We start from the raw sequence: 13,073 nt of genomic DNA, 5'->3' as shown, positions 1-13,073 counted from the left end.
ACACGTCGCCCCACCCGTTCATGTCACTACTGAGTCAAAGCGATCTCTACAGTTTCTGTCCCCCAGAAACCTGTTTGTGCTTCGATTCGATTGTCGTGTGCAGTTGCGATGTCCTTCGACACATCAAAGACAACGTTCCCCGCCATGGTGACATCAGGGTTGATGTTCTCCAAGAAAAATGAACTATTGCCGCTGTCATCGCTATTCGCCGTCATCGAAGCCATCGAATCAGCGTCATAGGACTTATCCCCGTTTTTCAACGTGAAGAAAGAATCATCAATCATGACAGCTTCATTGCCATTGTTCGTCACCTCAACAGACACAATGAGATACATGCCCTTGGCCTTTTCTTCCAGGAAGGAACTGCCCACAGACGCCGCGGTGTCCACGCCTGTGACTGTGTAAGACATGTCGCCTGCTGTGGCCACATCACCGATGACAAAGCCTTGTGGTCCCTCAACAGAAGGATCACTGGCCTTAGACTCGCCTGCATCACCGCCACCCTCATCAGTTGCTCCAGCCGTGACTCCCGTTGCGTCCTGAGCAGCCTCAGCACCCGGAGAGGTTTCCCCACCACTGACGGCCACCACACCGATGAACAACGCCAACACAGCAAGACACCCGGTGAGCACCTTGTGACGTGCACACCAGTTTTTCTTCTGCTCCACAACCGGCGCTTGTGGAACTCCAGGTGGGACAAACCCAGGCTGGTGCTGTGAATCAGAGGCATGAGGAGGAACAGGTGACGTCATGACAAGTCCTTTCTACGTCGAATTGGTAACACCACAACCATCGCTGACCAGCCTTGTCACCACTTCCCCCACATGGGTCAAGCCCGTCACCCGAATGGGGGAGGCGCGCCGTGGCCCCCACCCGGTAATCTGCTGACATGTCCCACCCCCGGCAACCCAACCCGTACTCCGCCATCGATAGCGGTGATGGGACACAACCACCCCACACCCAACCAGGAGTAACACAAAGGCCACACACCACAGCGCCAGCAACTGGCGCATCGACAATTCGGCGTATCTTGTCCGTGCTTGGCACCATCAATGCAGTAGTCTTGGTCGGTTTCCTCTCCCTTTCCTACGCCGCCTTTACCGTCCAAGGGCAGGACCTGTCCACCGCGCAGGTGCTCTGGTCCTTAGGTGCATTTCCCGCAGCTCTGGCAGCAGGAATCACCATGGTCTGGCGACGCACCCACCCCACCGCGATCTTCACCACCAACGCCATCCTCGCGTTCCCCTTCCTGCTCGGACCGTTCGGCACCCTGACCGCACTCAACTGGCTCATCGCCCGAGCGCCCCGCAACCACGCCATCCTTGGGGTATCAACCGCCATCATTGTGACGGCACTTGGAGTCTGGCAAGAAGCCAGACTCCCCGACGCCCACGCCATGTGGACCACAACAGACGCCGTCACCGGTACAACCAGCAGGCTCCCCCTCACCGCCCACATCATTATCGCTACCCTCGCCTACGCGCTCGCGGTCGGGATCGGACTGATCCGCAGGTATGCGCACAGCGCCAACCAGGCGCGCACCCAAGCGCACCAGGTTGCCACTGCAACCCACGAATTCCTCACGACAGCAACCACACAACTAGCCCACGTGCAACACACTGTGGCTCAACAAGGTGAAGAAGCGAAGGAACTCCGCACCCAACTTTCCCGGCAGCAAGAACGCGAACAAATCGCCCGCGAAATGCACGACACGGTCGCCCACCAACTGTCCTTAGTGTCCTTGCAAGCCTCTGTGCTCGAAATGAGCAGCAAGGACCCCACCGTGCCTGACAGTGCCAGGGCGATGCGAGAAACAGTGCACCGTGCCTTGGATGACATGCGTGGCCTCATCACCTCCCTGCGAGACTCCAGCGACGGCGGATACACCGGGGTGAACCCCACAGCTCACGACATCAGCACCCTCATTGACGACGCCAAAGAACGAGGGGCGAATATCACCGAACACCTTGCCCTCGACCACAGTGACAGTCTGCCACCACCAGTCGCGAAAGCGATGTTCCGCATCGTTCAAGAAGGCATCACCAACGCGATCCGCTACTCGGATGGGTCACCCATTGATGTACGCATTATTGCCGCCCCTGTGATTGGTGTGCACATATCAATCACCAACGAAATATCACAGGCCGCTCAACACCGACTTGCTGTGACCAGCTCACACACCGGAATCCCCGGGATGCGCGAACGTGCAGACTCTGTCGGTGGGAAACTCGACAGTCGCAACATCGGAGGTGCCTGGTTTCTCACCGCAACCCTCCCTTGGCCAAGCAAGGACAACGCATGACTACCGAAGCTCACAACACGCCAATTCGGGTCATGATCGTTGATGATGACGCACTTGTGCGCACGCTACTCACCCAAATCCTCACCATGTCAGACATGCATGTGGTCGCAGAAGCACATGACGGTGACCAGGTAATAGGCATGGTTCACGCCCATCACCCTGCGGTGATCCTCATGGACCTACGGATGGCACGCATGAGTGGTATCGAATCGATCACGCAAGTGACAGCACTCACCAACCCGCCAGGAGTCATTGCGATGACATCATTCGACACAGAATCAGCAATCCTGGACGCTATTGATGCTGGTGCACGTGGGTTTGTTGCCAAGGACTCAGGGCCCCAGGAACTTGCGACCGCAGTTCGGAACGTCGCTGCAGGGGAAGGGGCTTTATCACGCCGCGCAGCCCGGGTCGTGGTGGAACGATTGCGGGCAGCTGAAACTCGCCCTGCACAACAGTTCGCACAGTCACTACTGGCCAGCTTAACTGACCGCGAACGTGAGATCACGGCACTGGTTGCAGAAGGTTTTTCCACCGCTGAGATCGCTACTCGTCTCTACTTGGGGGAAGCAACCGTGAAGACACACCTGAAAAGTGCGATGAACAAAACGGGAACAGATAACCGGACCCGGTTAGCGGTCCTTGCTGCGAAAGCAGGGCTTGCTGATGGCCACTAGACCTCAGCAAGCCCTGTGTGCAGGCACGCAGTGACACCGACGTGACCACGACCAACGAGGTGGTGGCACCCCGGTGCCACCTAGGCCCCACTGATGAGTCGGTACAACATCTGATGGAGCGTGGTGTCTCCGGTGATTTCTGGATGAAATGTTGCGGCGATCTGGTGATCTTGTTGAACAGCGACAGGTGTGTTGCCATGCTCCGCGATCACCCGGGCTGCGGGACCAACCTCACTGATCACAGGAGCTCGAATAAACGCCGCATCGATAGTTGCATGATCGTGCTCGGGCATCGTGACAGGCGCCTCAAATGAGGCAAGTTGGTTGCCATAGGCGTTGCGTTGCGCAGTGATATCTAAAGTGGCAAGTCGATCAAATCCATTTAACGCGCCCGCGTCCGTGACGCGGTCCGCAAGAAGAATCAACCCCGCACACGTACCAAGGACAGGCAGCCCAGCGATCACTCGTTCACGAAGGACGGGAAACAGACCTAACGGGGCAGCGATACGCGCCATGGCAGTGGATTCGCCGCCAGGGATAATGATGCCAGCTAACCCGTCGATCTGATCGGCTCGCCGCACCAACACCGTGCGGGCCCCAAGACTGGTCATGATGTCGCTGTGCTCGCTCACCGCCCCCTGCAAAGCGAGCACACCAACGGTTGGTGCAGAGTTCACCAGCCGCGCTCCGCGAGACGGTGTGGTGCCGGAACATCAGCAACGTTAATGCCCACCATCGCTTCGCCAAGGCCGCGTGACACCCGTGCGATTTCTGCTGGGTCGTTGTAGTGGGTGGTGGCGTGCACAATTGCTTTGGCACGTGCGGCAGGATCGCCGGATTTGAAGATGCCGGATCCAACAAACACGCCGTCCGCACCCATCTGCATCATCATGGCCGCGTCTGCCGGTGTTGCTACACCACCAGCAACAAACAGAACAACGGGGAGGCGGCCAGCTTTCGCGACCTCGACAACCAAGTCGTAAGGTGCTTGAAGCTCTTTAGCTGCGACAAACAGTTCGTCGGACGGGAGCGCCGCGAGTTGCGCGATTTCCGTGGTGATCGTACGGATGTGTTTCATAGCTTCGGACACATCACCAGTGCCAGCTTCACCCTTGGAACGGATCATGGCAGCGCCTTCTGTGATCCGGCGCAGTGCTTCACCAAGGTTGGTGGCTCCACAAACAAACGGAACAGAGAAGTCACGTTTGTTGATGTGGTGGACGTAGTCGGCGGGGGAGAGGACCTCAGACTCATCAATGTAGTCAACTCCCAGCTCTTGGAGGACTTGAGCTTCAACAAAGTGACCAATTCGGGCTTTCGCCATGACCGGGATGGACACCGCGTTAATAATGCCATCAATGAGGTCGGGGTCGGACATGCGGGCCACGCCACCTTGGGCGCGAATGTCGGCGGGGACTCGTTCGAGTGCCATGACGGCGACTGCGCCTGCGTCTTCAGCGATTTTTGCTTGTTCTGCAGTGACAACGTCCATAATGACCCCGCCTTTGAGCATGCGGGCAAGTCCTGTGTTGACCCGGGTTGCAGGGGCGGGGGACGTGGTGGTGTCGGTTGACATGGTTCTCCTCGTTCAGGTGACGATTTGCGGTGTGCTGTTGCCAAGCATGACCCACCAGGCTGGTCCAGTGGAAGATCCAGTTATGATGAGTTTGACTAGACCAGTTCCGCGGAGTGGGAGGCAACGTGCGAGGCAGAGACATCCCGATCGCCCTTGACCGTGATTCCCACATCCCCCTGGCCGCCCACCTTGCAACCCAAATCCGTACCCTCATCACCTCCGGTGCGCTTGCCCCCGGGGACGCCATCCCCTCCACGCGCACACTCGCCGCCCAACTCACCGTGTCGCGAGGCACAGTGGTTGCGGCCTACGACCAACTCATCGCCGAAGGGTTCCTACTCACCCGTCCGCGAGGGGCAACCACAGTCCACCCCGGGGCGGGCGCACTCAACGCACCCCACCCCTCAACACAGCCATCCTCGCCCTCCAGCACGCCAGCTGACCACAACAGCGAAACCTCACCCGTGCATCGGCAAGCGCAAAGCCCACTGACCGACCCTGCATGGCGTGAAGCGTGGCGTAAAGCCGCCTCACAGCCACTTCACCCAGGCGACAACCCCATCCCTGGGGTGTCGCGTCTGCGAGACGCGGTTGCTGACCATCTACGCCACGTACGACTCATGCCCGTCAACCCCGCTGACGTCCTCATCACCGCTGGTGCTCGCGAAGGGTTGCTTCTCACCATCCTTGCCGCAGACCTGAAGACCATCGCGGTTGAGTCTCCGGGGTATCCCGGTCTGCACCGAGTCATCGATAGGCTCGGTGTCACCACATGTGGGGCCCGCGTTGACGCACACGGTGTCATCCCTGAGGAACTTCCCACCCAAGTTGATGCAGTTCTTCTCACGCCAAACCACCTCTACCCAGCGGGCGGATCCATGCCCGCATCTCGACGGCGTGACGTGCTCCACCATGCAGCCCAAGGTGGTGCTCTCGTCCTTGAAGATGACCTTGACGCCGATTACCGGCATGTCGGCCCCATGATCCCTACCTTGTGGAGCGCAGCCCCCGACCAGGTGGTTCACGTGGGCACGTTTCGACATGTCCTGAGTGAACACGTACGGCTGGGGTATGTCATTGCGCCACCCCACCTGCATGATGCGGTCAAACAGGTGCAACGTGATCTGGGTTTGGGAGCATCGGCGATTGCTCAGTACGCTGTCGCGCAGTTCCTTGCCAGCGGTGGATTGCGTCGTCGTATTGCCCGGCGCCGCCGCGAACTTGTCCGGCGGCGAACCCGCATTATCGATGCGGTGGAACACTGTCCTGCCTGGTCAGTTGAGGTGCGTTCCGGGGGGCATGCACTGGTGCGTGGAATGGACCAGGACGGCGCTGAGCGACTGATCCAGGGCGGGGAACGAGTTGGTATCCCCGTGATGGACGTTGCCGCCTACTGGGGGAACGCGGACGCTGATAGTGGGCTGGTGATTTCCTATGCCTATGGTGATGAGCAGGCGTGGGATGAACTCGTGAGACTGTTGCATCATTGCGGTGTCGGCGCAGCCTAGCTCGGGACTAAAGGCCCGTTTAGGTTCGCCTAACCTCACATACTTTGGGCTTATGCTTCTTGCGGATTGCCCACGCGGCACCATCGCCCACATACGCGCTGTCACCGCCGCGCCCGCACACCGCCAACGACTCGCTGACATGGGACTCTACCCGGGCCAACACATCAGCGTTTTGCACGACGCACCCTTCGGCACACGCATCATTGTGGTGCACCGCCAACGCATCGCCATCGATCGCGACACCACCTGTCACATCTCTGTCGACCTCACGCAGAAAGACCCGTCATGATTCTGCTGCTCGGCCACCCCAACGTGGGGAAATCCACCCTCTTCAACGCACTGACCGGGTCCCGACAAAAAACCATGAACGCCCCACGCACCACCGTCACCATGGAACGCGGAACCTGGACAATAGGCGACCGCCACACACTCGAGATTGTTGACCTGCCAGGAACCTACTCCTTGGCAGCCCAATCACCCGACGAAGAAGTTGCCGCCGCCGAAGTCGACGCACTCGTGCAACGGGCAGGACACGACGACCTTGTCATTGTTGTTCTCGACGCCACCGCACTTGCCTCATCGCTCTACATGCTTCGTCAAGTTCAACGCCGCGGTGTGCGCGTTGTAGCTGCCCTGACCCTTGCAGACGTTGCCGCTGATCGTGGCTCCACAGTGGACACCGACCGCCTTTCAGTCCTCATCGACGCGCCCGTGGTTGTCCTCAATCCGCGACTCCGCCACGGCACAAACGACCTGCGAGACGCGGTCAGTGCAGCCCTTGCAGAACCTCACCCGGTCGCGCTAGCACAACACGAGGACAGCGCTGACACCTTCGACTGGGTAGCCCGCGTCATCCACGAGGTCGAAACCGCACGTGACCACGCACCAACCCGCAGCGACCTCATTGACTCGGTGCTGCTCCGCCCCTGGGTCGGTATCCCCGTGTTCCTCGCGGTCCTGTGGGCGACCTTCCAACTGACCACAACCATCGCAGGCCCCATCCAAGACCTCTTCGAGTCGGTGATCACAGGCCCCGTGACCTCGATGATCCTGGCAGCAACCGGCACGCTGACCGCCCCAGCATGGGTTGACTCACTCCTCGTTGATGGGCTTCTCGCCGGGGTAGGAACCGTGGTGAGCTTCCTGCCCCTCATGGTCATCATCTTTGTCCTCATCTACCTGCTAGAAGACTCCGGCTACCTCGCCAGAGTTGCCGTCATGGGTAACCACGCGATGCAGAAAATCGGCCTCGACGGCCGGTCGATCTTGCCCTTAGTGATTGGCTTTGGCTGTAACGTTCCCGCCCTCAGCGCCACCAAAACAATTCCCGATGCGCGCCACCGGCTCCTCACCGGCTTGCTGATCCCGTTCTCTTCCTGTACCGCACGCCTTGTGATTTACCTGTTCCTCGCCTCCGCGTTCTTCCCCGGCCACGCCGGACTAGTGGTGTTAGGCATGTACATTGCCTCAGCACTTGTCATCATTGGTGGTGCGCTACTTCTGTCCCGAACCGCATTTCGATCCGGCTCACATCAACCACTCCTCCTCGTGTTGCCGGCTTACCAAACACCCCGGATCGCCCCCTTGGCACACGCCGTTCTCCTGCGGTGTAAAGCCTTCATCCAACGCGCCGGTGTGGTGATCTTGTCTCTGTCCCTTGGCGTGTGGGTCCTGATAGCGATCCCCGCACACAGCGGTTACGCCGTCGGTGACCCCGACCTGCCAGCCCACGAGTCACTATTTGGCGTTGCCTCCACCCAGATCGCCACCGTGTTCGCCCCAGCCGGATTCGACGATTGGCATGCTGGAGCAGCCCTCATCACCGGGTTCGTTGCCAAAGAAGCGGTCGTGGGAACATTCGCCACCACCTATGGGCTCGAAGAACCCGACAACCCCGCTGACGCTGGGGACCTCGGTGCCCGCCTACGGACAACGTTTGACCAATCATCGGGGGGACACCCTGAAGCTGCAGCACTCGCGTTCATGGTGTTCTGCCTGGTTTACACACCGTGCCTGGTCACAGTTGCGGAACAGCGGCGCCTCTTCGGTGGGCGGATCACCACCGTGGCCGTGGTGGCCTCAATGATCGTGGCTTGGCTCTTAGCGGTCGTGGTCTTTCAGGTTGGTCGGCTGCTATGAGCGTGTCACAGGCGGTGCTTGGCGCACTGCGCGATGGCGTGAGCGTGCCCGATATTGCCCGGCAGCTCTCGCTCCCACCTGACTTTGTTCACCTCATCAGCCGGGAGTGCGCAGCATCAGTTCCCAGTGAGGTGACGTGTTCCCCGGTGTCGTGCCGCGGCTGCTTCTTTTCACGCGAGTGCGAGAAGAAACCCGCCGTAGCAGGCTAAACCACCCCACGCGAAACCCTGGCTCAATACTGATGGTCCACGCACCGTCCTCGAGAGAGCGCCAACGAGCGCTACGCCAGCGACCCACGGTCGGTGTGCCTCAATCCACTGGGCTGCAGCTGACGAAGCTCGTTGCGGTTGGTTTTCCATGCGACCTCCTCACCTGGTTCCATCTTCGCTATTCCCCGAGGAAACACGAGAACCCCCAAGCGGGTGAAAAGTCACGATCCGGCCACGAATTCATCCAGCGGTGGCAAAGGTTACCTGCGTGAAACATGATGGTGCACAACCTGACATGAGGTGCAGGTCACAATAGGGCAACGTCGCCAGACATCTGTGAGGAGCACGATGGCCACCCCGTCACCCAAGACACCTATCCCAAACAACCACGCCCACCCGCTGGTCGAACTCACGGCAGTGAACAAACATTTTGGTGCTCTTCATGTGCTCAAAGACATCAACCTCACCGTAGACAAAGGCGAAGTCCTTGTCGTTATTGGCCCCTCCGGGTCAGGGAAATCCACCCTGTGTCGCACCATCAACCGACTCGAACCCATTGACTCCGGAAGCATCACACTCGACGGCACCACACTCCCAGAAGAAGGCAAGGCTCTCGCCAAACTCCGCGCTGACGTTGGCATGGTTTTCCAGTCCTTCAACCTCTTCGCGCACAAATCGATCCTCGATAACGTGACACTTGGCCCCATCAAAGTCCGTGGTCTGAAACCTGCAGAAGCAAAAAAGCAGGCCATGGACTTGCTCGAACGTGTTGGCGTGGCCAACCAGGCAACGAAACTGCCTGCGCAACTATCCGGTGGGCAACAACAACGTGTCGCTATCGCTCGTGCCCTTGCGATGCGCCCCAAAGTCCTCCTCTTCGATGAACCAACCTCCGCTCTCGACCCCGAGATGGTCAACGAAGTCCTCGACGTCATGATCGCCCTCGCCAAAGAAGGAATGACCATGGTGGTTGTCACCCACGAAATGGGTTTTGCCCGCCGGGCCGCCGACCGAGTGGTGTTCATGTCTGACGGAGAAATCATCGAACAAGCAACACCCGACAACTTCTTCGACCACCCCAAAACCGACAGAGCAAAGGACTTTCTCGGGAAGATTCTCACCCACTAAACCGCTACCGTCCACCCCACCCGACAGGGCACCACGGTGCCACACCCGCACAGCCCACCACAAAGGAGACACACATGAGAACCACCACCCACCGCGCCCTGGCACTTGCTGCCACATCGGCACTTGTGCTGGCAGGATGCAGCTCAGACGGCGACTCCGACAACGACGGTTCCGGTGACACTCTCACCATCGGAATCAAGTTCGACCAACCAGGACTCGGGTTCAAAGATGGCGAAGAATACACCGGGTTCGACGTGGATGTGGCCCGCTATGTTGCTGACAAACTTGGGTACGCCGAGGAAGATGTCGAGTTTGTTGAAGCGATCTCAGCAAACCGCGAAACCATGCTTGAAGGCGACCAAGTCGACATGATTTTCGCGACCTACTCGATCACCGAAGAGCGTGATGAAGTCGTGGACTTTGCGGGACCTTACTTTGTGGCCGGCCAAGACCTTCTTGTGCGTGCCGACGAAACCGACATCACCGGTCCTGACACCCTCGAAGGAAAGAACCTCTGCTCGGTCTCCGGGTCCACCTCAGCGCAGCGAGTCAAAGACACCTACGACCAGGGAACCGGGATCAACCTGGTCGAACAACCCGGCTACTCAGAATGTCTTTCCTTGCTGACCTCAGGGCAAGTTGACGCAGTGACCACAGATGACATCATCCTCGCCGGTCTCGCCGCAGAAGAAGGCTCAGGCGCCATGAAGGTCGTGGGGAACCCCTTCTCTGAGGAACGCTATGGGGTGGGCATCCCCGAAGGGTCCGACCAATGCCAAGCCATCAACGACGCCCTCACTGACATGTTCGAGGACGGAAGCTGGCAAGAAGCACTCGATGCAGCAACAACTGGAACCGGGTTCACACCGAACGCGGAGCTGAATCCGCCCACACTTGTTGAGTGCAAGTAACGCTCTGACGTCGTGGGGCGGTCCACGCCCCACGACGTGGATGGCCGCCACCTGGAAAGGACCCCACCTCGATGGCAGATTTTCTTGACGTCATCACGACCTACAACATACCCGCCGCATACTGGGTCAACCTCAAACTTGCATTCTTCTCTACCGTTATTGCATTAACGCTTGGTTTAGTTCTTGCCATGATGCGTATTTCTCCGATTCCTTCACTGCGCGCTTTGGGGGCGTCCTACGTGACGCTTATGCGAAATACCCCACTCACTGTCATCATGGTGTTCGCGGTTTTGGTGTTGTGGCCAATTTTTGGTGTGAATTTCTCGCAGAACTTTGCGCAGAATTTCTTTTGGCTCGCGGTGTTGTCGCTGTCGGTGTACCACGCGTCATTTTTCTGTGAAGCAATCCGATCTGGGGTCAACACGGTGCCGGTTGGTCAAGCAGAGGCAGCACGAGCGATCGGGCTATCTTTCCTCCCTGCAGCACGGCTAGTCATTATGCCACAAGCGTTTCGTGGTGCTATCGCTCCGTTAGGGAATACGATTATTGCGTTAATCAAAAATACGACCGTTGCTGCGGCAGCGTCAGTGGCAGAGATCTCGATTCTCATGCGGGAAATGATTGAAAATAACGGGAACTACGTGATCCCTATCTTCCTCACTATTGCTGTGGGATTCGTGGTCATTGTTATCCCGGTGGGGATGGCGACCACATACTTGTCACAAAAATTGGCGGTGTCACGATGAGTTCTTCTTCTGTACTTTTTGATGCCCCTGGCCCCAAAGCCCGTGCACGCATTGTGGCTGCGAACATTGTGGGTGCCCTCTTGGCGGTGGCTCTCCTTGTGTGGATGGGAATCCAACTTCATAATGCTGGACAGTTGCGTGGAGAACTGTGGGCGCCACTTGTGGAAGCTTCCGCCTGGCAAAATTTCCTCATCCCCGGGCTGATCAATACCCTGGTCGCCGCGGCCTTGTCCATTGCTGCGGCGACGGTCCTTGGAACGTTATTTGGGGTGGGAAGGCTGGCAAATTCAGTGGTTGTGCGGTGGACGTGCGGGATTATCGTCGAGTTTTTTCGGGCAGTGCCAGTTCTCATCATGATGGTTGCTGGGTGGGTGTTGTTTTCCCGTGTCGATGCGATCCCACGTAGCGATGCGCCGCTCGTAGCAGTTGTTGTTGCACTGACGCTGTATAACGGGGCGGTCATTGCCGAACTTGTTCGTTCGGGAGTCCACGGGTTACCTAGTGGTCAGCGTGAAGCGGCGTTGGCGGTGGGGATGACTCGTGGTCAATCGATCCGTTCCGTGGAGCTCCCGCAAGCCCTTTTGGCAATGCTCCCCTCATTGGTGAGTCAGTTTGTGGTGATTTTAAAAGATTCTGCGTTAGGGCAGATTGTGACGTATCCCGAACTGTTGCGTCAAGCACGTTTGCTCGGATCGCGCTCTCCGATGCCGATTTTGCAGGTCATGCTCTTAGCAGCTGTCCTTTTTGTTCTTATCAACTACGCATTGTCCAAGTGTGCTGAACTGGCCGCATCGCGTGTGTCGTCCCGTACCTCAGGCAAAACCCGGGTGCCGCACGGCTCTACGCTGCAAGTTGAGGTTGCTGCTGCGCACATCACCACTCGTCGGCCACCTGATTTGCGTGACCGACCAGAGCAAAACCCCACTAACCCTGACTAGTGTTCCTCGTGGCGACTGCGTGGAAGCAGGACAGGGGAGACGGGACGGTCATGGTGGCAACTGAGGTGCTGGTGCCTGGGAGTGCTGGGCTTGAGATCACAGTGGTGACCGTGGTGTTGCTTGCGGTTGCCGGGTTCGCGGCTGGCTGGGTTGATGCGGTTGTTGGCGGTGGGGGCCTCATTCAGCTTCCGGCGTTGCTCCTTGTTCCAGGAATCAGTCCTGTGCAGGCGCTGGCGACGAACAAAGTTGGCTCGATCATGGGGACTACTGTGTCGGCAACAACGTATTATCGGGCTGTTCACCCTGATATGCGCACCGCTTTGCCTATGGCACTGACCGCGCTGATTGCGGCGATCGGTGGGGCACGAACAGCGGTGTTACTGCCTGCCGATGCGCTGAAACCGATCGTTGTTGTTGTGCTGATTGGTGTGGCTGTATACACGATGATCCGCCCTCAGTTAGGGGCTTATGACAATCTGCGGTGGTCTGGACACCGCCACACTGTGACCGCGATGCTATGGGGGATGGTCATTGGGTTTTACGATGGCATTCTTGGGCCGGGTACCGGAAGTTTTCTGGTTATTGCTCTCGTGGCGGGGCTTGGTTATTCGTTTTTACCGGCCACCGCGATCACGAAAATTGTGAACTTGGCAACCAATGCCGGTGCGTTAATGCTCTTTATCCCGACTGGCGCTGTGGTGTGGACGCTGGGTTTGGTGATTGGGGTCACGAATATTTGCGGGGCTTATGTGGGTGCCCGGATGGCGGTTGCGAGAGGATCCCGTTTTGTTCGGATCGCGTTTCTTTGTGTGGTCGGCGCGCTCATCCTCACACTGGGGTGGGACGTCCTGACTGAATGATATGGCTGTGGGCCCACCCTTTTCTCCGGGTGGGCCCACAGGTGTGTCGCCTTACACCGTGCAGTGGCAACGGAAGTGG

14 protein-coding genes are annotated in these 13,073 nt (G+C 58.5%); 10 read left to right on the top strand and 4 right to left on the bottom strand.

The genetic code is table 11. The features are described from left to right. Window positions 1-26: 26 nt before the first annotated feature. Window positions 27-752: a DUF4352 domain-containing protein gene (locus tag JDEN_RS08070; RefSeq protein WP_015771880.1), complete on the bottom strand. Its 726-nt coding sequence runs from the start codon at window positions 750-752 to the stop codon at window positions 27-29. A 137-nt stretch (window positions 753-889) separates the two neighbouring features. Here JDEN_RS08070 and JDEN_RS08065 point away from each other — a divergent pair, with 137 nt between their 5' ends. After that, a complete protein-coding gene (locus JDEN_RS08065; RefSeq protein ID WP_015771879.1) occupies window positions 890-2,302 on the top strand; it encodes a sensor histidine kinase in 1,413 nt (470 codons plus the stop codon). Beyond that, on the top strand, window positions 2,299-2,979 hold the full coding sequence (locus tag JDEN_RS08060) for a response regulator (protein WP_015771878.1): 681 nt from the start codon (window positions 2,299-2,301) through the stop codon (window positions 2,977-2,979). Before JDEN_RS08065 ends, JDEN_RS08060 begins: the two co-directional genes overlap by 4 nt. Window positions 2,980-3,059: 80 nt before the next feature. Here JDEN_RS08060 and pdxT read toward each other — a convergent pair whose 3' ends face one another. Continuing rightward, window positions 3,060-3,656, bottom strand: coding sequence for a pyridoxal 5'-phosphate synthase glutaminase subunit PdxT (gene pdxT, locus JDEN_RS08055; RefSeq protein ID WP_015771877.1), 597 nt, complete (start codon window positions 3,654-3,656; stop codon window positions 3,060-3,062). Further along, window positions 3,653-4,555, bottom strand: a complete 903-nt coding sequence (gene pdxS, locus JDEN_RS08050; protein ID WP_015771876.1) for a pyridoxal 5'-phosphate synthase lyase subunit PdxS — start codon at window positions 4,553-4,555, stop codon at window positions 3,653-3,655. Before pdxS ends, pdxT begins: the two co-directional genes overlap by 4 nt. 125 nt (window positions 4,556-4,680) lie before the next feature. On the opposite strand from pdxS, the gene pdxR reads away from it, so the two are divergent. From pdxR to feoB, 3 genes are read left to right on the top strand one after another with little or no spacing between them, the layout of a single operon-like run. Continuing rightward, window positions 4,681-6,063, top strand: coding sequence for a MocR-like pyridoxine biosynthesis transcription factor PdxR (pdxR, locus tag JDEN_RS08045; RefSeq protein WP_015771875.1), 1,383 nt, complete (start codon window positions 4,681-4,683; stop codon window positions 6,061-6,063). Between the two features lie 52 nt (window positions 6,064-6,115). Then, window positions 6,116-6,352: a FeoA family protein gene (locus tag JDEN_RS08040; RefSeq protein WP_041287873.1), complete on the top strand. Its 237-nt coding sequence runs from the start codon at window positions 6,116-6,118 to the stop codon at window positions 6,350-6,352. Beyond that, window positions 6,349-8,202, top strand: a complete 1,854-nt coding sequence (gene feoB / locus JDEN_RS08035; RefSeq protein ID WP_015771873.1) for a ferrous iron transporter B — start codon at window positions 6,349-6,351, stop codon at window positions 8,200-8,202. The genes JDEN_RS08040 and feoB overlap by 4 nt, the downstream gene beginning before the upstream one ends. A gap of 170 nt (window positions 8,203-8,372) precedes the next feature. Here the strand turns inward: feoB and JDEN_RS08030 are convergent, their stop codons facing one another. Then, a complete protein-coding gene (locus tag JDEN_RS08030) occupies window positions 8,373-8,561 on the bottom strand; it encodes a hypothetical protein (protein ID WP_015771871.1) in 189 nt (62 codons plus the stop codon). A 198-nt stretch (window positions 8,562-8,759) separates the two neighbouring features. Between JDEN_RS08030 and JDEN_RS08025 the strand changes: the two genes are divergently transcribed. The 5 genes from JDEN_RS08025 to JDEN_RS08005 all read left to right on the top strand — a co-directional run bounded on the left by JDEN_RS08025 (window position 8,760) and on the right by JDEN_RS08005 (window position 12,994). Next, entirely contained in the window at window positions 8,760-9,539 is a 780-nt protein-coding gene (locus JDEN_RS08025) for an amino acid ABC transporter ATP-binding protein (protein WP_015771870.1), read from the top strand. Window positions 9,540-9,613: 74 nt separating this feature from the next. Further along, window positions 9,614-10,450 carry a glutamate ABC transporter substrate-binding protein gene (locus tag JDEN_RS08020; protein WP_015771869.1) on the top strand — a complete coding sequence of 279 codons (837 nt, stop codon included), beginning with the start codon at window positions 9,614-9,616 and terminating at the stop codon, window positions 10,448-10,450. Between the two features lie 71 nt (window positions 10,451-10,521). Further along, on the top strand, window positions 10,522-11,196 hold the full coding sequence (locus JDEN_RS08015) for an amino acid ABC transporter permease (RefSeq protein WP_015771868.1): 675 nt from the start codon (window positions 10,522-10,524) through the stop codon (window positions 11,194-11,196). Next, window positions 11,193-12,134 (top strand): amino acid ABC transporter permease, encoded by a 942-nt coding sequence (locus tag JDEN_RS08010; RefSeq protein ID WP_015771867.1) that lies wholly within the window; start codon window positions 11,193-11,195, stop codon window positions 12,132-12,134. The genes JDEN_RS08015 and JDEN_RS08010 overlap by 4 nt, the downstream gene beginning before the upstream one ends. 50 nt (window positions 12,135-12,184) lie before the next feature. Then, window positions 12,185-12,994: a sulfite exporter TauE/SafE family protein gene (locus JDEN_RS08005; protein WP_088585232.1), complete on the top strand. Its 810-nt coding sequence runs from the start codon at window positions 12,185-12,187 to the stop codon at window positions 12,992-12,994. Window positions 12,995-13,073: the final 79 nt, after the last annotated feature.

This window comes from Jonesia denitrificans DSM 20603 (genome assembly GCF_000024065.1).
Classification (GTDB): Bacteria; Actinomycetota; Actinomycetes; order Actinomycetales; family Cellulomonadaceae; genus Jonesia; species Jonesia denitrificans.
Note: the sequence above shows the minus strand (reverse complement) of the source record. Positions and strands in the feature narration are given on the sequence as shown.